Source organism: Streptomyces sp. NRRL B-3229, from assembly GCF_000719505.1.
Taxonomy (GTDB): Bacteria; Actinomycetota; Actinomycetes; order Streptomycetales; family Streptomycetaceae; genus Streptomyces; species Streptomyces griseorubiginosus.
In genome coordinates this window covers 38,135-62,058 of the sequence record NZ_JOGP01000008.1, presented here as the reverse complement: position 1 = coordinate 62,058, position 23,924 = coordinate 38,135, and the positions used below count along the sequence as shown (strand labels likewise).

Annotated in this window: 26 protein-coding genes and 1 riboswitch; of the genes, 15 read left to right on the top strand and 11 right to left on the bottom strand. The window is 72.1% G+C overall.

The window, feature by feature from the left end; genetic code table 11:
- Positions 1-83: 83 nt before the first annotated feature.
- Positions 84-227: riboswitch (cobalamin riboswitch) on the bottom strand.
- A gap of 130 nt (positions 228-357) precedes the next feature.
- Both IF54_RS0114570 and IF54_RS0114565 read right to left on the bottom strand, forming a co-directional pair.
- Entirely contained in the window at positions 358-579 is a 222-nt protein-coding gene (locus tag IF54_RS0114570; protein WP_020140762.1) for a hypothetical protein, read from the bottom strand.
- Positions 580-608: 29 nt separating this feature from the next.
- Complete coding sequence (locus IF54_RS0114565) at positions 609-1,862, bottom strand: inorganic phosphate transporter (RefSeq protein ID WP_030318418.1); 1,254 nt, start codon at positions 1,860-1,862, stop codon at positions 609-611.
- Positions 1,863-2,038: 176 nt separating this feature from the next.
- Between IF54_RS0114565 and IF54_RS0114560 the strand changes: the two genes are divergently transcribed.
- From IF54_RS0114560 to IF54_RS0114550, 3 genes are all read left to right on the top strand, one after another.
- Positions 2,039-2,725 (top strand): class II aldolase/adducin family protein, encoded by a 687-nt coding sequence (locus tag IF54_RS0114560; RefSeq protein ID WP_030318416.1) that lies wholly within the window; start codon positions 2,039-2,041, stop codon positions 2,723-2,725.
- 218 nt (positions 2,726-2,943) lie between these two features.
- Entirely contained in the window at positions 2,944-4,131 is a 1,188-nt protein-coding gene (locus IF54_RS0114555) for an alpha/beta hydrolase (RefSeq protein ID WP_030318413.1), read from the top strand.
- 364 nt (positions 4,132-4,495) lie between these two features.
- Complete coding sequence (locus IF54_RS0114550; RefSeq protein WP_030318412.1) at positions 4,496-5,749, top strand: hypothetical protein; 1,254 nt, start codon at positions 4,496-4,498, stop codon at positions 5,747-5,749.
- Between the two features lie 40 nt (positions 5,750-5,789).
- Here the strand turns inward: IF54_RS0114550 and IF54_RS0114545 are convergent, their stop codons facing one another.
- Positions 5,790-6,203, bottom strand: coding sequence for a VOC family protein (locus IF54_RS0114545; protein WP_030318409.1), 414 nt, complete (start codon positions 6,201-6,203; stop codon positions 5,790-5,792).
- A 230-nt stretch (positions 6,204-6,433) separates the two neighbouring features.
- On the bottom strand, positions 6,434-7,324 hold the full coding sequence (locus tag IF54_RS0114540; RefSeq protein WP_030318407.1) for a neutral zinc metallopeptidase: 891 nt from the start codon (positions 7,322-7,324) through the stop codon (positions 6,434-6,436).
- Positions 7,325-7,602: 278 nt separating this feature from the next.
- Here IF54_RS0114540 and IF54_RS0114535 point away from each other — a divergent pair, with 278 nt between their 5' ends.
- The 3 genes from IF54_RS0114535 to IF54_RS0114525 all read left to right on the top strand — a co-directional run bounded on the left by IF54_RS0114535 (position 7,603) and on the right by IF54_RS0114525 (position 10,730).
- Entirely contained in the window at positions 7,603-9,201 is a 1,599-nt protein-coding gene (locus IF54_RS0114535) for an ABC-F family ATP-binding cassette domain-containing protein (RefSeq protein ID WP_030318402.1), read from the top strand.
- A gap of 365 nt (positions 9,202-9,566) precedes the next feature.
- Complete coding sequence (locus IF54_RS0114530) at positions 9,567-9,788, top strand: helix-turn-helix domain-containing protein (RefSeq protein WP_004002281.1); 222 nt, start codon at positions 9,567-9,569, stop codon at positions 9,786-9,788.
- 129 nt (positions 9,789-9,917) lie between these two features.
- Positions 9,918-10,730 carry an enoyl-CoA hydratase/isomerase family protein gene (locus IF54_RS0114525; protein WP_030318399.1) on the top strand — a complete coding sequence of 271 codons (813 nt, stop codon included), beginning with the start codon at positions 9,918-9,920 and terminating at the stop codon, positions 10,728-10,730.
- Between the two features lie 117 nt (positions 10,731-10,847).
- Here IF54_RS0114525 and IF54_RS0114520 read toward each other — a convergent pair whose 3' ends face one another.
- Positions 10,848-11,603, bottom strand: coding sequence for a hypothetical protein (locus IF54_RS0114520; protein WP_030318397.1), 756 nt, complete (start codon positions 11,601-11,603; stop codon positions 10,848-10,850).
- Between the two features lie 86 nt (positions 11,604-11,689).
- Here IF54_RS0114520 and IF54_RS0114515 point away from each other — a divergent pair, with 86 nt between their 5' ends.
- The 5 genes from IF54_RS0114515 to amaP are packed head-to-tail and all read left to right on the top strand — an operon-like array spanning position 11,690 to position 14,050.
- Complete coding sequence (locus tag IF54_RS0114515) at positions 11,690-12,148, top strand: Asp23/Gls24 family envelope stress response protein (protein WP_020140752.1); 459 nt, start codon at positions 11,690-11,692, stop codon at positions 12,146-12,148.
- Between the two features lie 36 nt (positions 12,149-12,184).
- Positions 12,185-12,379, top strand: coding sequence for a hypothetical protein (locus IF54_RS0114510; protein WP_030318395.1), 195 nt, complete (start codon positions 12,185-12,187; stop codon positions 12,377-12,379).
- Positions 12,376-12,783, top strand: a complete 408-nt coding sequence (locus IF54_RS0114505) for an Asp23/Gls24 family envelope stress response protein (RefSeq protein WP_030318392.1) — start codon at positions 12,376-12,378, stop codon at positions 12,781-12,783. The genes IF54_RS0114510 and IF54_RS0114505 overlap by 4 nt, the downstream gene beginning before the upstream one ends.
- A complete protein-coding gene (locus tag IF54_RS0114500; RefSeq protein ID WP_030318390.1) occupies positions 12,780-13,466 on the top strand; it encodes a DUF6286 domain-containing protein in 687 nt (228 codons plus the stop codon). Before IF54_RS0114505 ends, IF54_RS0114500 begins: the two co-directional genes overlap by 4 nt.
- A 5-nt stretch (positions 13,467-13,471) precedes the next feature.
- Positions 13,472-14,050, top strand: a complete 579-nt coding sequence (gene amaP / locus IF54_RS0114495) for an alkaline shock response membrane anchor protein AmaP (RefSeq protein WP_030318388.1) — start codon at positions 13,472-13,474, stop codon at positions 14,048-14,050.
- A gap of 76 nt (positions 14,051-14,126) precedes the next feature.
- Here amaP and IF54_RS0114490 read toward each other — a convergent pair whose 3' ends face one another.
- From IF54_RS0114490 to IF54_RS0114470, 5 genes are all read right to left on the bottom strand, one after another.
- Positions 14,127-14,882 carry an SDR family oxidoreductase gene (locus IF54_RS0114490; RefSeq protein ID WP_030318386.1) on the bottom strand — a complete coding sequence of 252 codons (756 nt, stop codon included), beginning with the start codon at positions 14,880-14,882 and terminating at the stop codon, positions 14,127-14,129.
- Between the two features lie 5 nt (positions 14,883-14,887).
- Positions 14,888-16,699 carry a glycoside hydrolase family 15 protein gene (locus IF54_RS0114485; RefSeq protein ID WP_030318384.1) on the bottom strand — a complete coding sequence of 604 codons (1,812 nt, stop codon included), beginning with the start codon at positions 16,697-16,699 and terminating at the stop codon, positions 14,888-14,890.
- 121 nt (positions 16,700-16,820) lie between these two features.
- Positions 16,821-17,618, bottom strand: a complete 798-nt coding sequence (locus tag IF54_RS0114480; protein WP_030318382.1) for an SURF1 family protein — start codon at positions 17,616-17,618, stop codon at positions 16,821-16,823.
- 70 nt (positions 17,619-17,688) lie between these two features.
- A complete protein-coding gene (locus IF54_RS0114475; protein WP_078616881.1) occupies positions 17,689-17,922 on the bottom strand; it encodes a hypothetical protein in 234 nt (77 codons plus the stop codon).
- 308 nt (positions 17,923-18,230) lie between these two features.
- Positions 18,231-19,214, bottom strand: a complete 984-nt coding sequence (locus IF54_RS0114470) for a DEDDh family exonuclease (protein WP_030318379.1) — start codon at positions 19,212-19,214, stop codon at positions 18,231-18,233.
- 88 nt (positions 19,215-19,302) lie between these two features.
- Between IF54_RS0114470 and IF54_RS0114465 the strand changes: the two genes are divergently transcribed.
- From IF54_RS0114465 to IF54_RS0114450, 4 genes are all read left to right on the top strand, one after another.
- Positions 19,303-20,013 carry a VIT1/CCC1 transporter family protein gene (locus tag IF54_RS0114465; RefSeq protein WP_030318378.1) on the top strand — a complete coding sequence of 237 codons (711 nt, stop codon included), beginning with the start codon at positions 19,303-19,305 and terminating at the stop codon, positions 20,011-20,013.
- Between the two features lie 161 nt (positions 20,014-20,174).
- Positions 20,175-21,041: a sterol desaturase family protein gene (locus IF54_RS0114460; RefSeq protein ID WP_030318377.1), complete on the top strand. Its 867-nt coding sequence runs from the start codon at positions 20,175-20,177 to the stop codon at positions 21,039-21,041.
- Entirely contained in the window at positions 21,038-21,733 is a 696-nt protein-coding gene (locus tag IF54_RS0114455) for a lysoplasmalogenase (protein WP_030318376.1), read from the top strand. Before IF54_RS0114460 ends, IF54_RS0114455 begins: the two co-directional genes overlap by 4 nt.
- 36 nt (positions 21,734-21,769) lie before the next feature.
- Positions 21,770-22,813 (top strand): zinc-dependent alcohol dehydrogenase family protein, encoded by a 1,044-nt coding sequence (locus IF54_RS0114450; protein ID WP_030318375.1) that lies wholly within the window; start codon positions 21,770-21,772, stop codon positions 22,811-22,813.
- A 30-nt stretch (positions 22,814-22,843) separates the two neighbouring features.
- Here IF54_RS0114450 and IF54_RS0114445 read toward each other — a convergent pair whose 3' ends face one another.
- Positions 22,844-23,857, bottom strand: coding sequence for a CopD family protein (locus tag IF54_RS0114445; protein ID WP_030318373.1), 1,014 nt, complete (start codon positions 23,855-23,857; stop codon positions 22,844-22,846).
- Positions 23,858-23,924: the final 67 nt, after the last annotated feature.

Below are 23,924 nucleotides of genomic sequence, written 5' to 3'. Positions count from 1 at the left end.
GCGGGGTCGTTCAGGTGCCTGGCAGCGCAGGTGGATCGGCAGGCGAGCATCGCGTCATGTCCTCACTCAGGGTGTCCACGCCCTGGTTCGACGAGTCCGGCGGCGAGAGTTCCTGGCTCCCGGGGGTGTCTACCCCGGTGACAGTGGCGGGACCGCGCCGGATTCGCACCGGCTTCCTCTCCTGCTGCCGTAAATGGCTCCGGCAGTCCACCACGGGCCTTCGAGACCCGTCAACTTGCTGTTGACCTGCGACGGGGGAGTGTGCAGAACCCCACACCACGGGTCACACGAGGACGGCCGGGCGGGCACAGAACGCGGGGTTCCGTGTCCACCCGGCCGCCGGGTGACGAGGTGTCGTCAGGCCACGATCAGATAGATCCCGTACGCCACCGCCGCCGCGCAGGCCGCGAAGCAGGCGTAGGCGCCGGTGACCGCGAGAGCGGCCGAGCCGCCCTGGGCGGTGGCCCGCTCCTGGCGGGAGAGGCCCATGATGCCGAGGGTGAACAGGGCCACGAGGCCCACGGTGACGACGAGGCTGACGCCGAAGACGGAGCCGAGGGCTTCCCAGTCGATCTTCATGCTGAGGCTTCCTTAGGACTGGTGCGGGCTCAGACGGCGGCCGGCGGGGCGGCCGTTTCCGTGGCGGTGGATTCCGGGGCGGTGGGCGGGGCCGGGATCGTGGCGGTGAGGCCCTCGGTCACGGTGCCCGCGGGCGGCGGGGTCACGGCGGCGATCGCCTGCGTCACCACACCGGCCGGCTCGTCGGTCGCGTTGACGTTGGACGCGTCCACCACCTCGCGGCGCGAGATCTTCCAGATCGCCGCGCTGGAGGCGATGAGGAAGACCGCCACGACCGCGGTGCCCCAGTCACCGAGACCGGTCACCGACTCGGCGAGCGCGCCGACCAGGGCCGCCGCCGGGAGGGTGAGCCCCCAGGCCACGAACATCCGGGTGGCCGTGGACCACCGCACGACCCCGCCCTTGCGGCCGAGGCCCGCGCCCATCACCGAACCGGAGACGGAGTGCGTGGTGGAGAGGGAGAAGCCGAGGTGGGAGGAGGCGAGGATCACGGTGGCCGCGCTGGTCTGGGCGGCGAAGCCCTGCTGCGGCTGGAGGTCGGTCAGGCCCTTGCCCATGGTGCGGATGATGCGCCAGCCGCCCAGGTAGGTGCCGAGCGCGATGGCGAGGCCCGCCGAGAGGATGACCCAGGTGGGCGGGTCGGAGTCGGGGGCGACGGCGCCGCCGGCGACCAGGGCGAGGGTGATGATGCCCATCGTCTTCTGCGCGTCGTTGGTGCCGTGGGCCAGCGAGACCAGGCCGGCCGAGGCGATCTGACCGGTGCGGTAGCCCTTCGCGGCGGCCTTGCCGTCGGCCTTCTTGCCGAGCGAGTAGGAGAGCCGGGTGGCCAGCATGGCGGCGACGCCCGCGACGATCGGGGCGGCGACCGCGGGGATCAGCACCTTGGTGACGAGCGCGTCACCGTGCACCGCGCCGAAGCCCGCCGAGGCGATGGTGGCGCCGATCAGACCGCCCATGAGGGCGTGCGAGGAGCTGGAGGGCAGGCCCACCAGCCAGGTCAGCAGGTTCCAGAGGATCGCGCCGACCAGGGCGGCGAAGATGACCTCGGGACGGATGCCGGTCTCGTCGACGAGACCCTTGGAGATCGTGTTCGCGACCTCCACGGAGAGGAAGGCGCCCACAAGGTTCAGCACGGCGGACATGGCCACCGCGACCTTGGGCTTGAGCGCACCGGTCGAGATGGTGGTGGCCATCGCGTTGGCGGTGTCGTGAAAACCGTTCGTGAAATCGAACGCGAGTGCGGTCACGACCACAATCGCGAGGATCAGCGAGAAGTTTTCCATTTACCCAGGCAATCGTTCGAGGTCATTGGCATGTTGAAGGTAAGTAACCTGAGTGAACGGAAGATGAACTGAGGCGGGCCACACGGTGACCGCAAGCTCAGGTGATTGCCGGGCCCGGCCCCGCGGCCCCCGCGCGACCCATCCGCCCCAGGGCCACGGGCTGGCAGGATCACGGCATGGCTGAGGAACAGCGCGAACCGCGAAACGCACAGGACGGCGGACAGGAGCAGGCGGAGGCCTGGGCCGAGCTGGTCGGCACGGCCCGCCGGACGGTCTCCGACGGACTGGTCGTCGGCACCTCCGGCAACGTCTCGGTCCGGGTCGGGAACACGGTCCTGGTCACCCCGTCCGGCGTCCCCTACGACCGCCTCACACCAGCCGACGTGACGGGCGTCGACCTCCAGGGCCACCAGGTCCTCGGCACCCTGGTCCCCACCAGCGAACTCCCCATGCACCTCGCGGTCTACCGCAGCACCGACGCCCGCGCGATCGTCCACACCCATGCCGTGCACGCCACGGCCGTCTCCACCCTCGTCCCCGAGCTCCCGGCGATCCACTACATGACCGGCGCGCTCGGCGGCCCCGTCCGGGTCGCCCCCTACGCCACCTACGGCACCGACGAGCTGGCCGAGAACATGCTCCGAGCCCTCACCGGCCGCACCGCCTGCCTCCTCCAGAACCACGGCACGATTGCATACGGAGCGAGCCTGTCCCAGGCGTACGACCGCACGGCCCAACTGGAATGGATGTCCCACCTCTGGCTCACAGCCCGCTCGGTACCGGGCCTGAGCCCCCACCTGCTGACGGAGGAACAGGTGGGGGAGGCGGGGGAGCGGTTGCGGGGGTACGGGCAGCGGGGCTGACCGGGTGCCGGGTCAGGTTGTCGGGCGGCTTGAGGTCCGTCGTGGTTGGTCGCGCAGTTCCCCGCGCCCCTGGTGGGTGCAGCGGGCCTGCGCCATGACAGGACCCCCTTCAGGGGCGCGGGGAACTGCGCGAAAGCGCCCGCCCCCACCCAGCCGCGGACAACCGGACGACCCCCGCCCACTGGCCCAACCCACCCAACCCCGCGAAACTGAGACACGTGCGCACTATCAAGACGAAGGCCGCCGCCGTCACCGCAACCCTCGCCGCCGCGGCCGCCGCCGGCGCGGCAGGCATCGTCGCCGGCCGCATCGCCAGCGACGCCGGTCTGAAGGCGCCGCCCGGCCGCCCTCTCCCCGGTGAACCCCGCCTCACCGTGCACTCCACCGCGGCCGGCCGCATCGCCCTCACCCGCGACCTCGCCGCCCTCCGCCCCGGCACCTACGGCCTGGCAGGCGACGCCGCACACGCCGTCGTCGGCCCCGTCCTCACCGGGGAACCCCACTCCGCCGACACCGTCGTGCGCCGCCTGGAACGCGTCACCCACGGCATCCTGAAACCCGGCGACAAGGTCTGGCTCACCCCGAACGCCCACGTCGGCGACCCGACGTCCGCCCTCGGCCTCGACCACACGGACGTCGAGATCCCCAGCGAACTCGGCCCCCTGCCCGCCTGGTTCGTGCCCGGCTCCAGGAACACCTGGGTCATCGCGGTCCACGGCCTCGGCCCGACCCGCGAACACGCCCTGAACGTGATGGAGTTCCTCCACCACCACCGCTTCCCGGTCCTCGCCCCCGCCTACCGCGGCGACGCCGACGCGCCCCGCCCGCCCGACGGCCTCCACCACTTCGGCGAGACCGAGTGGCGCGACCTGGACGCGGTGATGCGCTGGGCCGTCGACCACGGCGCCCGTCAACTCGTCCTGCACGGCTGGTCCACCGGCGCCACCATGGCCCTGCGCGCCGCCGCCCGCTCCGGACTGCGCGGCCGCGTCAAGGGACTCGTCCTGGACTCCCCGGTGCTCAGCTGGGAACGCACCCTGCGCGCCCTCGCCGCCGCCCGCCACACCCCCGGCGTGCTCCTCCCGCTCGCCGTGCGCGCGGCCCAGGGCCGCACCGGCCTGCCCAGCGACCACTCCGGCCTGTACGCCGACCGGACCGTCCCCTACGCCGACCACGCGGACCGGACCGGCGACATGGGCCCCGACCGGCCCCCGCCCCCCACCCTGATCTTCCACGGCCCGGACGACACGATCGCCCCCTGGGACCTCTCCCGCCGTCTCGCCGCCACGCACTCGGACCGGATCACCCTCCACACGGTCGACCAGGCCCCCCACGCGGCCATGTGGAACGCCGATCCGAGCGCCTACGAGGAGGCACTGCGCCGCTTCCTCACGCCGCTGATGTGAGCCCCCGGCACCCTGTTCGGGCGCCAGGAGGGTGGTACGGACCCCCGTCCCGCACCCCGTTTCCGCCCCCCGGTCCCACCGCTTCCGTTTAAGCCCGTACCACTGGCCTGATCTCGGCGTATACCCCTCCGCGCGGGCCCGGCGTCGGCCCTGCCTGTCGCCCGCGGTGGCATTCCGTTTGGGTTTTCGGACCGTCAACCGGAAGACTGCACCCGTGACGTCCCGTATCCCGCGCGACTCCAGGCTTCGACTCGTCCGCCCGCGACCCCTGGCCGCCGCCCCCACAGCTGTGAACCAGCGACGCCCTCGCCGCCCCGCGCCCCGCCCCCCGGAGGGCACTCCGGCCCCCGCGGAACTGGCCAGAATGGCGCGCTCCGGCCTGGCCGACGCGGCCCGCCTCGCCCACTGGGCCGACGACGCGCTACGGCCCGGCGGCGACGGCGCGAGCGACGGCAAGGGCACGCTCTCCGACGAGACGGCCGAACGCGCGGCCGCGGACCTCGGACTGACCGCGGCTCAGATCCGCGCCGACTGGGACACCGCCCGCCTCGCCGGCCTGATCGAGGTGCACGGGAACAGCGCCCGCCCGGGCTGGCGGCTGCGCGCCTGGGACCGCGACGACAGTGCCGTGCTGCGCGGCTGGGTCGCACTCTTCGACGCCTGGTCGCTCGCCCACCCGGAGCCCGGCGACCGCGAGCCCGCCGCCGTCGCCGAGGTCGTCTCGGCCATGCCCCAGGTCCTCTCCTTCCTCCAGCTCTCCGCCGGACCGGTCCCCGTCGAGCAGCTCCTGGACCTCCTGGAGCAGCGCGTCATCGAACTGCGCACCGAGCGCTGCGAGATCCCCTACGGCCCCCAGCCGGAGCCCGTGGAGGAGCCCGAGGCGACGGAGCCTCAGGACGCCCCCCTCGCCCCCCTTCTGGACTGGGCCCTGCGCGCCCTCGCCTCCGTCGGCGCCCTGACCTACGGAGACGGCCAGGCCACCCTCACCCCGCTCGGCAACTGGGCGGTGTGGGTCAAGCTGGAGCAGATCTGCGTGGCCGCGCAGAGCCCCGCCGGGAACATCGAGGTCGCCGCCGAGGAGATGCTCCGCGGCTGCGCCCAGCTGCGCCCCAACGCGGCCCGCGCCGAGTACCGCGCCTGGCTCGCCGCCCGCCCGGTCGGCAGCGCCGTCACCGAGCTGCTCGGCGCCGCCCGCGGCGATGACGCCCTGCTGCGCGGCCTCGCCTTCGAGGCCCTGCGGGTGGTCGGTGCCCCGGCCGAGCCGGACGTCCGCGCGGTGGCCGAGGAGCCCACCCTGCGGCCGTACGCCCTGCTGTGGCTGGCCGAGCACGACGGCATCGACCCGGAGGACGCCCACGAGGTCCTCACCCGGGAGGAGGCCACCTGGCTGTGGGTCGACACGGCTGCCGCCGTCGCGGACCACGGCGAGGCCCCGATGCTGGTGCGGCACCTGGAGTCCGCCCTCCAGCCGACCGTCCCCCAACTGCTCGACGAGGTCAGGGCCGTGGGCCATCCCCGTACCGTGCAGGTCCTGGTCGCGCTCGCCGCCGCCCACCCCGACCCGGCCCTCGCCAAGGCCGTCCGCCGCGCCGCCTTCCAGGTGCACACCGGAGGCTGATTGCCGGAGGGTCGCCGGATGGTGAGCGCCGGAGGATGAGTCAGACGCGTATCTCCGGCGCGTAGGTGCCGAAGCTCCAGATGTTGCCCTCGAGGTCCCGGGCCATGTAGTCGCGGGAGCCGTAGTCCTGGTCCGTCGGGGGCATCAGGATCTCCGCGCCGTGCTCCACGGCCCGGCGGTGGTGTGCGTCGACGTCGTCCACCACGACGTACACCCCGGTCGTGCCCGCCTCTTTCATCGCCGCGTCGAAGAGGCCGCCGCGGCCCTTGGAGCCGAGCATCACCGCGCCGTTGCCCTGCACCAGTTCGGCGTGCATCACCAGGCCGTCCTCGCCCTCGTACACCGACGACTCGGTGAACCCGAACACCTCCGTCAGCTGCCTGATCGCCGCCTTCGCGTCGGCGTACAGCAGGGTCGGGTAGATGCTCGGACGCGTGCCGCTCGTCCCCGTCATGCCGATCACTCCCTCGTGAACCGAGTGCCGTGGTCCCCTCTGCGAAACAGTCTTGCAGCGACCACTGACAATCGCCTGTGACCAGGCAGAACAGCCCGCGCCCCGTGCGGATCGCCGCTCACCGGAAGGTCCGTGCCGGTCGCCGCTCACCGGAAGGTCCGTGCCGGTCGCTGCTCACCGGAAGGTCCGTGCCGGTCGCCGCTCACCGAAGGTCCCGTGCGCGTCCCCGCTCAGCGGAAGGTGTCGCAGCGGGCCATGTCGCCCGACTCGTACCCCTGCCGGAACCACTGCTGCCGCTGCTTCGCCGACCCGTGCGTCCACGACTCCGGGGTCACCCGCCCCTGGAAGCGCTCCTGGATCCGGTCGTCGCCCACGGCCGCCGCGGCGTCCAGACCGTCGGTGATGTCCGCGTCCGTGAGGCTCGTGATGAGCGGCCGTTCCGTGGACTCGTCCTTCGTGGTGGTCGCGTGCCAGGCCCACACGCCGGCGTAGCAGTCCGCCTGGAGCTCCACCCGCACCGCGTTGCTGCCGGCCCCGGTGCGCCCGTCCTGCGACCGGCTCAGCGTGCCGGTCAGGTCCTGCACGTGGTGCCCGTACTCGTGGGCCACCACGTACGCCTGTGCGAACGGCCCGCCGGTGGCCCCGAACTTCGAGCGCAGCTCGGCGAAGAACCCGAGGTCCAGATAGACCTTGCGGTCGCCCGGGCAGTAGAACGGCCCGACCGCCGAGGTGGCCGACCCGCACGCCGTGCCGACCCGCTCGCTGAAGAAGACCGTGCGGGAGGGCTCGTAGGAGGTGCCGCGCCGCGTGAACTCCTGGTCCCAGTAGTCCTGGACGCTGTTGACCACGGCCACCATGCGGCAGTCGTCGCGCGTGTTCGCGTCCTGCCCGGTCTTGCAGTCCCGATCGACCTGCGCGAGCCCGGAGGCCGTGGCGTCCGGCTGTCCGCCGCCGTCGGTGAGGCCGAGCTGATCGGGGCCGACGCCGAGGAAGAGACCGAGAAGCAGGACGACCAGGCCGCCGATGCCACCCCCGATGGTCGCCTTCCCGCCCGGGACGCGGCTGCCGCGCACGTCCTGCACCTCGGAGGTGTCCAGACTGGCGTCGTCGTCGAACTGCATGCGGATTCCGCCCTCTGCGCGTTCCGGCCCCCCGCAGGGCATCCTTGCCCGGCGGTCCCCGCCCGGCCCAGGTCACTCACCCGAACGGGGGACGTCGACGGGACCGGGCGACGGAACCGACCGGATACCCGGAGCGAGACCGATCGAACACCCGAACGCAGAAAAAGTGCTTGCACGGCCCCGTTAGACTTGGCCCATGGCCATTCTCCTCGCGCATTAGACGGCGGGAACGTCCTCAGCCGCCCACCCGCCACACAACCCGCCCCTGGAGTCTGTCCGTGATCTCCGCCTCCGGTATCGAGCTGCGCGCCGGCGCCCGAGTCCTCATCGAGTCCGCCACGTTCCGCGTCGCCAAGGGCGACCGCATCGGTCTGGTCGGCCGCAACGGCGCGGGGAAGACCACGCTCACCAAGTGCCTCGCCGGCGAGGGCATCCCCGCCGCGGGCCAGATCACGCGCTCCGGCGAGGTCGGCTACCTCCCCCAGGACCCCCGCACCGGCGACCTCGACGTGCTCGCCCGCGACCGCATCCTCTCCGCACGGGGCCTGGACGTTCTGCTCAAGAAGATGCGCGACAACGAACAGCGCATCGCGAACGGCCAGGGCGCCACCCGCGAGAAGGCCATGCGGCAGTACGAGCGCCAGGAGACGGAGTTCCTCACCAAGGGCGGGTACGCCGCCGAGGCCGAGGCCGCCACCATCGCCGCCGCGCTGAACCTCCCCGACCGGGTGCTGGGCCAGCCCCTGCACACCCTCTCCGGTGGTCAGCGCCGCCGTATCGAACTGGCCCGGATCCTGTTCTCGGACGCCGACACCCTGCTCCTCGACGAGCCGACCAACCACCTCGACGCCGACTCGATCATCTGGCTGCGCGACTACCTCAAGAGCTACCGCGGCGGCTTCATCGTGATCTCCCACGACGTCGACCTGGTCGAGACGGTCGTCAACAAGGTGTTCTACCTGGACGCCAACCGCGCCCAGATCGACGTCTACAACATGGGCTGGAAGCTCTACCAGCAGCAGCGCGAGGCCGACGAGAAGCGCAGGAAGCGCGAGCGGCAGAACGCCGAGAAGAAGGCCGCGGCCCTGCACTCGCAGGCCGACAAGATGCGCGCCAAGGCGACGAAGACGGTCGCCGCGCAGAACATGGCCAAGCGCGCCGACAAGCTGCTGTCCGGCCTGGAGGCGGTCCGCCAGCAGGACAAGGTGGCCAAGCTGCGCTTCCCCGAGCCCGCGCCCTGCGGCAAGACCCCGCTGATGGCGGAGGGTTTGTCGAAGTCGTACGGCTCGCTGGAGATCTTCACCGACGTCGACCTGGCCATCGACAAGGGCTCCCGCGTGGTCATCCTGGGCCTCAACGGCGCGGGCAAGACGACCCTGCTGCGCCTGCTCGCCGGGACCGAGCAGCCGGACACCGGCGCGGTCGTGCCCGGCCACGGCCTCAAGCTCGGCTACTACGCCCAGGAGCACGAGACCCTCGACCCGGAGCGCACGGTCCTGGAGAACATGCGCTCGGCGGCCCCCGACCTCGACCTCGTCGAGGTGCGCAAGACGCTGGGTTCCTTCCTGTTCTCCGGCGACGACGTCGACAAGCCGGCCGGGGTCCTCTCCGGCGGCGAGAAGACCCGCCTCGCACTCGCCACCCTGGTCGTCTCCTCGGCCAACGTCCTGCTCCTGGACGAGCCCACCAACAACCTCGACCCGGCCAGCCGCGAGGAGATCCTCGGCGCGCTGCGCACCTACAAGGGCGCCGTCGTCCTGGTCACCCACGACGAGGGCGCCGTCGAGGCGCTCCAGCCGGAGCGGATCATCCTGCTGCCGGACGGCGTCGAGGACCTGTGGGGCGCGGACTACGCGGACCTCGTCGCCCTCGCCTGAGAGCGGTCCGCCGGGGTCAGCGCGACTTGATCGAAAGCGTGATCCACGGCGTATGGATCATTCGGCTTACCGGTGATCCATCATCTGTGTGAGATCTCCTCGTACCGAAGTGTGTCCTACATCCATTTCACGGCCGAGCCCTTCATCGACAAGGGCTCGGCCGTTGCGCGTCGCTGACCTGGCACTTCACAAATGAACCCGTTCGGCGGTACGAACACGCTTCGGTGGAATTACAGATTCCGTATGTGGGGACTCGCTCCTGTCGTCAAAACCATGTCTCACGGACCTTGCCGAATGGGTGGCCATGAACGCCCGGAGGGGTGATCATGAGGAGACCAGAGCGCACTTCCCATGAGGAGGCACGGGTGGCCGAGACTCTGAAGAAGGGCAGCCGGGTGACCGGCGCCGCGCGCGACAAGCTCGCGGCAGACCTGAAGAAGAAGTACGACTCCGGTGCGAGCATTCGGGCGCTGGCCGAGGAAACCGGCCGCTCGTATGGCTTCGTCCACCGGATGCTCAGCGAATCGGGCGTCACGCTTCGAGGGCGTGGCGGAGCGACGCGGGGCAAGAAGGCCGCATCGTCCTGAACCGGGCGGCCCATCGGCTTCGATGGTGGCCACCCGGTCGATCGACCGGTCGACCGGGTGGTTACTGTGCAGTCACTTAGCTGTGCCGAGCCACGGCACTGAGATGACCGCACGCATCGGAGGCGCCCCATGGCTACGTCCAGCCAGGACGGCCAGGAACTCGTTCCCCTGCTCGACAAGGACGGCGTACGGCTCACCGTCGAGGACACCCTCGCCACGGTGACGCTGACCAACCCCGCCAAGCGCAACGCCCAGAGTCCCGCTCTGTGGCGTGCCCTCGGCGAGGCGGGTCGGCTGCTGCCGGGCTCCGTCCGGGTCGTCGTCCTGCGTGGCGAAGGCAAGTCCTTCTCCGCCGGGCTCGACCGGCAGATGTTCACGCCGGAGGGGATCGAGGGCGAGCCGTCGTTCATCGACCTCGCCCGCAGCGGTGACTCCGAACTCGACGCCGCCATCGCCGAGTTCCAGGAGGGATTCACCTGGTGGCGGCGCAGTGACGTCGTGTCCATCGCCGCCGTACAGGGCCACGCCATCGGGGCCGGTTTCCAGCTGGCCCTCGCCTGTGACCTGCGCGTCGTCGCCGACGACGTGCAGTTCGCCATGCGTGAGACCAGCCTCGGCCTGGTCCCCGACCTCACCGGCACCCACCCCCTGGTGGGCCTCGTCGGCTACGCCCGGGCGCTGGAGATCTGCGCCACCGGGCGCTTCGTCACGGCCGAGGAAGCGGTGAACACCGGCCTCGCCAACATCGCCGTCCCCCTGGACCAGCTGGACGGCGCGGTCAAGGACCTGGCGGCGGCGCTCCTGTCCGCCCCCCGCGACGCGGTCATCGAGACCAAGGCGCTGCTGCGTGGCGCCCAGGACCGGACCTACGACGAGCAGCGCGGCGCCGAGCGGGCCGCCCAGACCCGACGGCTGCGCGACCTGGCCGGCATCGGGGACTGACCCCGTCACGGCCGTCACCAGCACGGCATCGGTGACTGACCCCCGTCACGGCCGTCACCAGCACGGCATCGGTGACTGACCCGCCATGGCCGTCACCAGCACGGCATCGGGGACCGACTAACCCGTCACCGCCGTCACCAGCACGGCCACCGTCGGATGATCCGGTAGCGCGGTGCCCACGGCGGCGCGGACCTCACGGGCCACGTCCACGGCCCGGCGGCCCGCGCCGACCGCCAGTTCGACGCGGACATGGCGGCGTGGCAGCGCGCCCTCCCCGGTCTCACGGTCCCCGATATGCACAGGGCGCCCCAGGAGACCGGTCAGCATGCTCACACCGGGCACCGCCAGCGCGGCGACGGCCGCCAGGGTCTCGTCGCCGGGCGCCGCTTCCGCGGGACGCGGCGCCGTGGGCTGTCCTGCGGAAGGGGGTCCCGGCCGTACGGCGGAGGGCTCCGCCGCCTCGTCCGGCAGCGGCGTCTCGTCCAGCAGGGCCGTCACCCGCAGGTCCACCGCGCCGAGATCGAGGCCCAGGGACTCGGCGGCCGCCCCGGCCAGGACCCCGCGCAGCAGCTCCGCCGTCACCGGCAACGGCTCGGCGGGCGTGGCCCCGAACTCCGCGGTGAGCCGCAGCGGGCCGGGCCGCAGCGCGGACGGCGGCGCCGGCACGACGGACTCGTGCGCGTCCCCCGGATGGGCGAGTCCGATCCGGACGGTGCCCAGCCGTACCCCCACAAGGCCGTGCGCGGCGGTCCGCAGCACCGCCGTGGCCGCCTCCTCGGAGATCCACGCCCCGTCGCCCGGCCCGCCCAGGGGCAGCAGCCTGCCCAGTCCCAGCTGGTGCCGCACCGTCCGTGCCCATTGCTCCGCCGTCATTCCTCCAGCCTGCCGCATCTCCGGCGCGAGATCGCGCCAGCGCACTTACGGTGGTCGAAGGAGGACCACCGAAAGGGGTGACGGCGATGACCGACATGACGCAGAGCACCGAGGCGGAGCCGCAGCTGCGCAAGACCACCAGGCGCGGTGGCGGTGACCCGGCCACCCGGGGCCGTACCACCATCGCCGACGGGGTCGTGGAGAAGATCGCCGGGCTCGCGGCCCGGGACGTCCTCGGCGTGCACGCCATGGGGAGCGGCCTGAGCCGCACCTTCGGTGCCGTGCGCGACCGGGTGCCCGGCGGCTCCAAGTCCGTGACCCGCGGGGTCAAGGCCGAGGTCGGCGAGGTGCAGACCGCGCTCGACCTGGAGATCGTCGTCGACTACGGCGTCTCGATCGCCGACGTGGCCAAGGCCGTACGGGAGAACGTCGTGGCCGCCGTGGAGCGCATGACCGGGCTGGAGGTCGTCGAGGTCAACATCGCGGTGAGCGATGTGAAGCTGCCCGACGAGGAGGACGAGGAACCGGAACCCCGGATCCAGTGACCGCACCCACCTTGAGGACCTTCAGAGGAGCGCACGATGAGCATGGCCGTGGCCGGCATGATCGCCGGTATGGCGCTGGGCTTCGCAGGGTATTTCGGCGGGTTCGGTGCCTTCCTGCTGGTGGCGGCGCTGGGCGCCATCGGCTTCGTCGTCGGCCGGTTCCTGGAGGGGGACCTGGAGGTCGGCGACTTCTTCCGCAGCCGTGACGACCGGCGTGACCGGCGGCGATGACGCCTGTGAGCAGCGAGACCGGTGAGGCGGGCGAGGCGGAAGCGGTCCGCAGACCCGGGACCGCCGACGTCGTGGCGCCGGGCGAGCGGGGCGCGACCCGCATCGCCGACCGGGTGGTGGCGAAGGTCGCCGGACAGGCTGCCCGCGAGGCGCTCGGAGCGCTGCCCGCCGACGCCGAACCCCCGTACGCCACCGTCGTCGTCCACCACGGGCTGGCCCGCGTCCGCATGCACCTGGAACTGGACTATCCCTGCGACATCGGGGCGCGTTGCAAAGCGGTGCGTCAGCAAGTGGTCGAGCGGGTAGTCGCGTTGGTGGGCATGGAGGTGTCGGAGGTCGCCGTCCAGGTGGAGCGGCTGCATCCGGCACAGGGACACGGCGTGGCACAGGGGAGGACGCGATGAGCGAGCCCCAGGGCTCCGAGGGCACCACACAACGACTGCCGGTCATCGAACGGGCGGCCGAGCCGGATCAGCGCGGTCAGTCCGCGTCGGCGGCCGCGTACGGACCACCACCGGTGCCGGAGGGCGAGACCGGCGGCACCCAACGCCGGTTCTGGTCGGCGCGCAGGATCCCGGCGGCCGTCGTCGCGCTGCTGCTCCTGCTGACCGCGGGCGTCTTCCTCTACGACATCGCAGCCGTCCGGGCCCACCGGCCGCCCATGCACTGGCGCCGCGAACTCGCCCGGCAGCTCGCCGCCCGCCCCCTGGACGACACCTGGGTCCTGCTCGGCGCGGGCGTGGCCGCAGTCCTCGGCCTGTGGCTGATCGTGCTGGCCGTGACGCCGGGCCTGCGCGCGGTCCTCCCGATGCACCGCGCCCACCCCGACGTCCGCGCCGGCCTCCACCGGGACGCCGCCGCCATGGTCCTGCGTGACCGGGCCATGGAGGTGGCCGGCGTCCAGTCCGCGCGGGTCCGGATGAGGCGGCGGAAGGCCGACGTCCGCGCCGTCTCCCACTTCCGCGAACTGGACGACGTGCGCGCCGACCTGGACCTGACCCTCGCGGAGGCGATCAGGGGACTGGGTCTGTCCCGGCCCCCCGCCCTCGCGGTGCATGTGGCGCGCGCCGCCCGGAAGAAGGGCTGAGACCGATGCTGAGGACCGTCAACCGCGTACTGATCGGCCTGGTGGGTCTGTCGCTGCTGGTGCTCGGCGGCTCGGTGCTCGCCGTGGGCCTCGGTGTGAACCCGCCGTCCTGGTGGATCCACGACGGCAAGCACGACGTCCTGCTGAGCGACGCCGAGCGCACCCGCTGGAACAGCGAGAGCTGGTGGTGGCCGACGGTCATCGCCGCGCTGGCCCTGGTGGTGCTCCTGACCCTGTGGTGGCTGACGGCGGTCCTGCGCAGGCGCCGCCTCACGGAGGTCCGCGTCAACACGGGCGACGGCGAGGGCGCACTGCTGAGGGGCCGGGCCCTGGAGGGCGTACTGGCGGGCGACGCGGCCCAGTTGGACGGAGTGCACAGGGCCCAGGCCCGCCTGAAGGGCCGTCCGGAGGCTCCGGAGACCCACGTACGCCTCCACCTGGAACCGCACGTGGACCCCGGAACAACCTTGAACTACCTGACGGCAGAGGCCCTGACCCACGCCCGCAATTCAGCAGGGCTCGAGTCCCTTCCGGCCGAGGTCCGCATGACGGCGGTCAAGCACAAGGCAGAAAGGGTCAGTTGAGAAGCCCAGGGGCGCGGGGCTGTATCAATTTGCGGCTCTGCCGCGTGGGCGCGACAAGCCCCCACCGGCCCGCGCCTCAGAACCCGTGCCGCATGCCCCCGTCAACGGGCAGCATCACCCCGGTCAGGTATGAAGCAGCCGGCGACAGCAAAAACGCCGACACCCGCCCGAACTCCTCCGGCGTCCCATACCGCCGCAACGGAATCCGGGACTCGTTCGCAGCCCGAGTAGCCTCCGGGTCCGCGGACATCCCGTCCAGCTCCCGCACCCGATCCGTATCGATACGGGACGGCAGAAGCCCCACCACCCGAATTCCGCGCGGCCCCAATTCGTCGGCAAGAGACTTCGCGAACCCGGCGAGCCCCGGCCGCAGCCCGTTCGAAATGGTCAACCCGGGAAGCGGCTCGTGCACGGACGCCGACAGCACGAACCCGATGACACCCCCGGCCTCCAGCTCCGCCGCGGCCGCCCGGGCCAATCGAACGGCCCCCAGGAACACCGACTCGAACGCAGCCTGCCACTGCTCGTCCGTGGTGTCGGCGACGAACCCGGGCGGGGGCCCACCGACACTGATGAGCACCCCGTCGAACCCGCCGAAATGCTCACGCGCGGCGGCGATCAGAGCCTGCGCCGCCGACGGGTCGGCGTTGTCGACGCCCACGCCCACCGCGTTCGGCCCCAGCTCCGCCGCCGCGGCGAGCGCACGCGACTCGTCCCGCCCGGTCACCACGACCTTCGCCCCGTCCGCGACCAGCTCACGCGCGGCCGCGTTGCCCAGCCCACGGGTCGCTCCGGTGACGACGTACACACGGTCCTTCAGCCCAAGATCCATGGCCCCTATCCTGCCTGCTCGGCGCCGAAGAGGGTGAGGGCGGTCGTCACCAGTCCGATGTGACTGAAGGCCTGCGGGAAGTTCCCGAGCTGCGCGCCGGCCACCGGGTCGTACTCCTCGGACAGAAGCCCCACGTCGTTGGCGAGGCCCAGCAGCCGTTCGAACAGCGCCCGCGCCTCCTTCCTGCGGCCCGTCATATGCAGCGCGTCGGCGAGCCAGAACGAGCACACCAGGAAGCTGCCCTCGCCGCCGGGCAGCCCGTCCACCGGCGTCTTCTCGGCGCTGTACCGCCGTACGAACCCGTCGTGCTCCAGCTCGGCGCGGACCGCGTCGATGGTGCCGACCACCCGCGGGTCGTCCGCGGGCAGGAAGCCGACTCGGGGGATGAGCAGCAGGGACGCGTCGAGCTCGCGGGAGCCGTAGTACTGGGTGAAGGTGTTGCGTTCGGCGTCGTAGCCCTTCTCGCAGACCTCGCGGTGGACCTCCTCGCGCAGCGCGCGCCAGCCCTCCAGGTCGCCGCCCAGCTCGGGGAAGGCCTCCAGGGCGCGCACCGCGCGGTCGGCGGCGACCCACACCATGACCTTGGAGTGGACGAAGTCGCGGCGCCCGCCGCGCACCTCCCAGATCCCCTCGTCCGGCTGCCGCCAGGAGGCCCGGAGGAAGTCCAGCAGGACGCTCTGGAGGGACCACATGTGCGGCTTGGCCGGCAGTCCGGCCCGCCGGGCCAGCGACAGCGAGTCCATGACCTCGCCGTACACGTCCAGCTGGAGCTGTTTCACGGCCTCGTTGCCGATCCGGACCGGCCGGGAGCCGCCGAAGCCGGACAGCCAGGGCAGTTCGAACTCGGGCAGCCGCCGCTCGCCCGCGACGCCGTACATGATCTGGAGGTCCGCGGGGTCGCCGGCGACCGCGCGCAGCAGCCAGTTCCGCCAGGCCTCGGCCTCTTCCAGGTAGCCGCACTGCACGAGGGCGCCCAGGGTGAGGGTGGAGTCGCGCAGCCAGCAGTAGCGGTAGTCCCAGTTGCGCACCCCGCCCATCTCCTCGGGCAGCGAGGTGGTGGCCGCGGCCACGATGCCGCCGGTGGGCCGGTAGGTGAGCGCCTTGAGGGTGATCAGGGAGCGGACCACGGCGTCCCGGTGCGGGCCGTCGTAGCGGCAGCGCGCCGACCACTCCTGCCAGTCGGCCACACTGCTTTCCAGCGTCTCGAACGGGTCGGTCAGCGGAGGGCGCGGCTCGTGCGAGGGGTGCCACGTGAGGACGAACGCGACCTTCTCGCCCTCCTCGACGGTGAATTCCGAGTGCGTGCCGAAGTGCTCGCCCCAGGTGTGCACCGGGGGGACGCTGCGCAGCCATGTCGAGTCGGGTCCCGCGACGGCCACCCGCTGCCCGTGGGCCCTGCGCACCCACGGCACGATCGAGCCGTACTCGAAGCGCAGCCGCAGCGTGCTGCGTACGGTGACCCGGCCGCGCAGCCCTTCCACGACCCGTACGAGATCGGGGGCGACGTCGCGCTGCGGCATCAGGTCGGTGACCCGCACCGCGCCCTCGTCGGTCTCCCACTCGGTGTCCAGGACGAGGGTGCCGGGGCGGTAGCCGCGCCTGGTGCACCGGTCCGCGCCCTGCGGGGCGATCCGCCAGTGGCCGTTCTCCTCGTCGCCGAGCAGCCGCGCGAAGCAGGCCGCCGAGTCGAAGCGGGGCAGGCACAGCCAGTCCACGGAGCCGTCCGTGCCGACCAGCGCGGCGGTCTGTTCGTCGCCGATGAGGGCGTAGTCCTCGATACGGGGGATCCGGTGAGCCGGCGGGGTTCGGGGGTGCACGCAGTGCGGATTCCCGGCTGGTCGAAACGGCAATCAGCGGTGGGGCCGGGGGAGTGACACCGCCGGGCCGAGAAGATCACCGCCGGGACCGGAAGGGCCACCTGTCCGGTCCGCCGTCGGATCACACCGCGGCCGGCTCGGCCTCCGCGGCGCTCTCCCGCTCCGCCTTCTCGCGGCGGTCGCGCAGCTCGCGCCGGACCAGGATCACCCAGCCGATGGGCACGCCGACCGAGAACAGCCACCACTGGATCGCGTAGGCGTAGTTCAGCGCGGCGTCCTCACTGCCGGGGTTGCCGCCGATCAGCTCGGGGGTGTCACCCTTCGGCTCCGGCGAGATCTGCGCGATGTAGCCGCCGAGGACCTGCTTGCCCAGCCGCCGGGCCTCCTGCTCGCTGTTGATCAGCATGACCTGCCGGTCCGGGAGCCCCTTGAGGTTCTTGATGCCGCTCGCCGCGGTCGTCTCGTCAGGCATCAGCCGCCCGGTGACGGTGATCTCTCCGGCGGGGGGCGCGGGGATCCTCGGGAACGCGGTCTGGCTCGGCCCGTTGGAGGGGATCCAGCCACGGTTGACCAGGAGCACCTTGCCGTCGTCGAGGACGAAGGGGGTCAGGACGTGGTAGCCGACCTCGTCGTCGGAGTTGGTGCGGCGCCGGACGACCTCCTCGGCGGCGGTGTCGAAGCGCCCCTTGGCGGTGACCTTGCGGTACCGGTCGTGCGTGGTCACCGTGTGCCCCGGGGAGGTCATCTCCTCCACCGGCACCGGCTCGGCGTTCAGCGCCTCGGTCACCAGGTTGTTGCGGGCGGTGCGCTCCTCGTAGCGGTGCATCTGCCAGATGCCCAGCCGGATCATCGTGGGGATGAGGAGCAGGGCGACCAGCGTGAGGATCACCCACTGCCGGGACAACAGGAAGCGGTACACCCCACGACGGTACCTCCAGGGTCGTGGGGTGCCATGGGCAGGGGGTGCCCTCCTGCCGGGCAGGGGTGGGTCAGACCCGGTCCACGATGCCGGCCTTCCCTTCCGCGCGGGCGCAGTGCGCACCACAGAACCAGTGGCCCTCGACCTCCACGCCCTGCCCGATGATCTGCACACGACAGTGCTCGCAGATCGGTGCCATCCGGTGGATCGCGCAGGAGAAGCAGTCGAAGACATGCACCGCGCCCTGGGCGTGCACCTCGAAGGTCATTCCGTAGTTGTTGCCGCAAACTTCGCAAGTCGCCATGCGCCACAGGGTGAGCGGTGACCGCCGCGGGGGCGAGCCGATGCCGGGCGAGTCGTACGACAATCACCCGTCCGTCGGCAGCCACCGGCCCCCGCCGACGCCGGTCACCCTGTGGCGTACGGCCGTCCCTGACGCCGGCACCTGTTCCGCACGGCCTCCGCTGACGCCGCTCGCTTGGTCCCCACGGCCGCCCCCGGTGCCGGTCGCCTGTTTCCTGCGGCCTCCCCTGCCGCCGGTTCGCTCGTTCCCTACGTCTGCCCCTGCTGTTCCTTACGGACGCCCCTGCGCCGGTGATCCGTGCCGTACGGTCACCCCTCCGACGCCGGTTCCACGTCCCGGAGAAGTTGTCCGAAGGCCGCCTCGTCGACGACGGGTGTGCCGAACTGCCGTGCCTTGACCACCTTGGACGTGCCCGAGTCCGGGTCGTTGGTGACGAGGAGGCTGGTCAGCCGGGAGATGCTGGTGGCGACATGCAGCCCGGCCTCGACCGCCCGGTCCTCCAGGAGGTCCCGCTCGGTCGAGGTGTCCCCGGAGAACGCGATCCGCATGCCCTGCTTGAGCGGTCTGCCGTCCACGTACCGCCCCGGGTTGGGGTAGGGGCACGCGGGCCGCTTGCGCGCGGGCCGCCAACTGGTCGGCCGATAGCTGCCGTAGCCCGAGGACTGCCGGGGCACGGCCCGGTCCGTCCACTCGGTCAGCGGCCGGCACTCGTGCAGCGGCAGCCGCACACTGCGCGCGGCCGCGGCCCGCAGACTCGGCCGGAACGCCTCCGCGAGCACGCGCGCGTCGTCGAGGGCGTGGTGCGCCCGCCGCTGTACGACGCCGAAGTGGGCCGCCAGCGTCTCCAGTTTGTGGTTGGGCAGCGGCAGCCCGAGCTCCTTGGACAGGACGATGGTGCACAGCCGCTGACTCACCGGCGCCACCCGCCCCGCGCGCGCGTACTCGCGGGCGATCATCTGCCAGTCGAAGACGGCGTTGTGCGCGACGAGGACGCGCCCGTCGAGACGGGCCGAGAACTCCTCGGCGATGTCCTGGAAGAGGGGCGCGCCTTCGAGGGTGTCGCTCGTCAGCCCGTGGATCCACACCGGGCCGGGATCGCGCTCCGGATTGACCAACGTGTACCAGTGGTCCTCGACCTCACCGCGGGCGTCCAACCGGTAGACGGCCGCCGAGATTATCCGGTCGTCCCGGGCCAGGCCGGTGGTCTCCACGTCGACGACCGCGTATCCCTGCGGATACGCGGCCGGCCACGCTGTGGGGGAGGACGCTGCGGTCGACTGGTCTTCGAGCATGGTCCCTGAGGATACGGGCCGCGACTGACAGTCCTTCACGGCGGCGTCGGTACCAGGCTCCTGGGCACAGGAGTGCGATCCTCCGGGAATGACCGAACCGACGCATGACGAGGCCCACGGCGGCGCCCTCGGCGCCCGCCTCAACTGGCTGCGCGCGGCTGTCCTGGGCGCGAACGACGGCATCGTCTCCACCGCGGGACTGGTCGTCGGCGTGGCGGGGGCGACGAGCGACCGCTCCGCGTTGCTGACGGCGGGTCTGGCCGGGCTGCTGGCCGGCTCGCTGTCCATGGCGGCCGGCGAGTACGTCTCCGTGTCGACGCAGAGGGACTCGGAGAAGGCGGCGCTGGCCCAGGAGAAGCGGGAACTCCGCGAGCAACCGGAGGCGGAGCTGGAGGAGTTGACGGAACTCCTGGAGCAGCGCGGCCTCTCCCGGGACGTGGCCCTGGAGGCGGCTCAGCAGCTGACGGAACGTGACGCCCTGCGGGCCCACGCGCGCGTGGAGCTCGGCATCGACCCGGACGAACTGACCAACCCCTGGCACGCGGCCTGGGCGAGCTTCCTGGCGTTCACGGCGGGCGCGTTGCTTCCCCTGCTGGCCATCGTCCTGCCCCCGTCGGGATGGCGGGTGCCGGTCACGGTGGTGTCGGTGGTCGGCGCGCTGGTGCTGACCGGCTGGAGCAGCGCGAGGCTGGGGGCGGCGGCGCCGGGGCGGGCGGTGCTGCGGAACGTGGGGGGCGGGTTGCTGGCGATGGGGGTCACCTATGGCGTGGGGATGCTGTTGGGGGCGGCGGGGGTCTAGTCGACGGGCAGACCGTCCCTTGGGCGAGCGTCTCTCTGCGAGGGCGTTTCGTTGCCCGGGACCCCTTGGCGGAGATCACCAAGAAGCAAGCGCGTACCGCCGTCAATACTTGTCGGTAACAACGTCTAGCCGGGCCCGATCTGCGGTTCTACGGTGCACGCATGCCGAACCTCCCCGATGTCGTGGTCTGGTCCATACCCGCCTTCGTGCTGCTCACCGTCGTCGAGGTGATCAGCGTGCGCATCCATCCCGACGAGGACGCGGCGGGCTACGAGGCGAAGGACGCCGTCACCAGCATCGGCATGGGACTCGGCAGCCTCCTCTTCGACTTCCTCTGGAAGATCCCGATCGTCGCCGTCTACACGGCCCTGTACGAACTCACCCCGCTGCGCGTCCCCGTCCTGTGGTGGACGATCCCCCTGATGCTGCTCGCGCAGGACTTCTTCTACTACTGGTCCCACCGCGGCCACCACGTCGTCCGCATCCTGTGGGCCTGTCACGTCGTCCACCACTCCAGCCGGAAGTTCAACCTCACCACCGCGCTGCGCCAGCCCTGGACGAGCCTGACCGTCTGGCCGTTCTACGTCCCCCTCGTCGCCGCGGGGGTCCATCCGGCCGCGCTCGCTTTCTGCTCCTCCGCGAACCTCGTCTACCAGTTCTGGATCCACACCGAACGCATCGACAAGATGCCCCGCTGGTTCGAGTTCGTGTTCAACACCCCGTCCCACCACCGGGTCCACCACGCCTCCCAGGGCGGCTACCTGGACCGCAACTTCGGCGGGATCCTCATCGTCTGGGACCGGCTCTTCGGCTCGTTCGTCGCCGAGACCGAACGGCCTGTCTACGGGTTGACCAAGAACATCAACACGTTCAACCCGATCAAGGTGGCCACCCATGAATACGTGGCGATCGTCAAGGACATCAAGAACGCGCGGAGTTGGCGCGAGCGGGCCGGCCGGGTCTTCAGAGGACCGGGCTGGGGGCCTGCCCCCGCTGCGGAGACCGCCGAGGAAACCGTGCCCGCGTGAGGACTCCGCGCATCTCCGGGAACCGCTGCCGCGTCCTCCTCGCCGCCTTCGCCCTCGCCGCCGCCCTCGATCTCGCCTCCCTGGCCGTCGGCTCCCACGGCGGTCACGTCGTCGCCAAGCCCCTCCTCATGCCGCTCCTCGCCGCGTGGGCGGCCGCCCGGGGCGCGCCACGTCTGCTCGTCGCCGCGCTCCTGTGCGGCTGGGGTGGTGACATCCTCCTGTTGTCCGACGCCGACCCCGCCTTCCTCGCGGGCATGACCTGCTTCGCCGCGGGACACGTCTGCTACCTCGCCCTCTTCGGCCGGCGCGGCACGCCACGCGCGCGAGCCGCCCTCCTCGTCCCGGCCTATGCCACGGCCCTCGTCACCACGGTCGCCCTGCTGTGGCCCGACCTGCCGGCCGGCCTCCGCGTCCCCGTCGCCGGCTACAGCACCCTGCTCGTGGCCATGGCCTGCGCCGCCGCCGTCCGGCTCGGCCCCGTCGCCGGACTCGGCGGTGCGCTCTTCCTGCTCTCGGACACCCTCATCGCGACCGGCGTCGCCGACTGGCCCCAGCCGCCCCGCCCCGACCTGTGGATCATGCTCACGTACCTCGCCGCCCAGTTCCTGCTGGCCACGGGCACCCTGCGAGCCCTCGAAGCGCGCCCGGGGCCGATGGCGACGTACGGTGAGGTGCGCTCGACCACCCCCTGAGCGCAGCCGCACCCTCGCACGAGAAGGATCCTCGACATGCGCGCCACCACCATCCACGCCCCGTACGACATGCGTGTGGAGGACGTCCCCGAGCCGGTGGTGCAACTGCCCACCGACGCCGTGCTGCGGGTGCTGCGCGCCTGTATCTGCGGCAGCGACCTGTGGGCCTACCGCGGTGAGGCGGCCCGGCAGCCGGGGCAGCGCATCGGGCACGAGTTCCTCGGCGTGGTCGAGGAGACCGGCTCCGAGGTCGGCACGGTCAGGCGCGGTGACCTCGTCGTCGCGCCCTTCATGTGGTCCGACGGCGTCTGCGACTACTGCCGCGAGGGCCTGACCACCTCCTGCGAGCACGGCGGCTTCTGGGGCTCCGTCGGCTACGACGGCGGTCAGGGCGAGGCCGTACGCGTCCCCTTCGCCGACGGCACGCTCGTACGGCTGCCCAAGGAGGCGGCCTCCGACAGCCGTCTGCTGTCCTCCCTGCTGACCCTCTCCGACGTCCTGGGCACCGGCCACCACGCCGCCCTGGGGGCGGGCGTCCGCCCGGGCGCCACGGTCGCCGTCGTCGGTGACGGAGCGGTCGGCCTGTGCGCGGTGCTCGCCGCCAAACGGCTCGGCGCGGAACGGATCATCGCTCTGGGCCGCCACCAGGTCCGCACCGACATCGCGCGCCGCTTCGGCGCCACCGACGTCGTCGCCGAGCGCGGGGAGGCCGCCGTCGAGGCCGTACGCGAACTCACCCGCGGCCAGGGCGCCCACGCCGTCGTCGAGGCCGTCGGCACCGAGCAGTCCATGCGGACGGCGGTCGACATCACCCGCGACGGCGGCGCCATCGGCTTCGTCGGCGTGCCGCACGGCAGCGGCACCGGCCTCGACCTCGGTGTCCTGTTCGACCGGAACATCGCCCTGCGCGGTGGCGTGGCGCCGGTCCGCGCCTACATCCCCGAGCTGCTGCCCGACGTCCTGGACGGGACCGTCGACGCCTCACCCGTCTTCGACATGACCGTCGGCATCGAGGGGATCCCCGACGGCTACAAGGCCATGGACGAGCGCACCGCTCTCAAGGTCCTCGTGACCAACTAGCAGCCGGGCCACGCCGACCAGGGCCGGCGCTCACCAGCGGATCGGCAGCGGCAGCGCCGTCAGCAGCCCCGACACCACGACCACCAGACCCAGCGCGACGACCTCCGCGCGCGCGGGGACGCAGGCGGCCAGCGGGTCGGGGGCACGGCGCAGCCGCAGCCGGGCGCACAGCGCGAGCACGGCGACGACCGCGACGAGGAGCACCTTGGCCAGCAGGGTGCGCCCGTAGGCGGTGTCCGTCAGCTGCGTCAGGATCGTGCCGGACGGCATCCGGCGCAGCGAACTCCACACCCCGGTCGCGGTCACGGCGGCGAGCAGTACGGCCGCCACGCGCGCGTAGCGCCCCAGCAGCGCGGCGCCCTGCCCGGTCGGCCCCCAGCGGCGCAGGGTCCGCAGCACATGCAGCAGTCCGCCCGCCCACAGCGCCGCGCACGTCAGATGCACCGCCGTCAGCCCGGAACCCACCATGGGCGTGTGCTCGGTCGGAGGATGCGCGCGCAGGGCCTCCGCCACGACCACGGCGCCCAGGGGCCACACCTGGACGGAGGACCGGTAGGTGCGTGCGCACAGTCCGGCCACCAGGAACGCGTTGATCTCCAGCAGGGCCAGCTTGCCGTCGCGTGACGCGTACAGGCCGCCGAAGTCGATCTGGGAGAGGCGGTGCGGCACGTGGTTGCCGGTCGCGACGACCGCGGCGAGCCCCAGCGCGGCGACGGCACCGACGGCGGCCGCCCAGGGGGCCCAGGAACGCGGGCGGTCCGGGGAAGCGCCGGGTACCGAGCGGGCCAGGCGGCGTACGGACAGCTCGCCCAGCGGCAGGCACAGCGCCGCGAACAGCATCGCCCGCAGGAGGGCCACCCCGCCCGCACCGGGCGCGGCGGCCTCCCCGGTGCCGTGCAAGGCGGCGGACGGACCCAGCAGCGGTATCGCCACGGCCAGCGTCACCAGCACGAGGACGACGGCCGCCCGGCCGATGCCGGTGCCGGTGCGCCGCACGGATCCGCTCGCGTCAGCCGTCTCGGCGGTGGGTCTGCTCAAGGTCACCCGACGATACTTGCCAGACCGGACAGAACGGGCAACCTTGGGGAAACAACTGGGAGTACGGCATTCC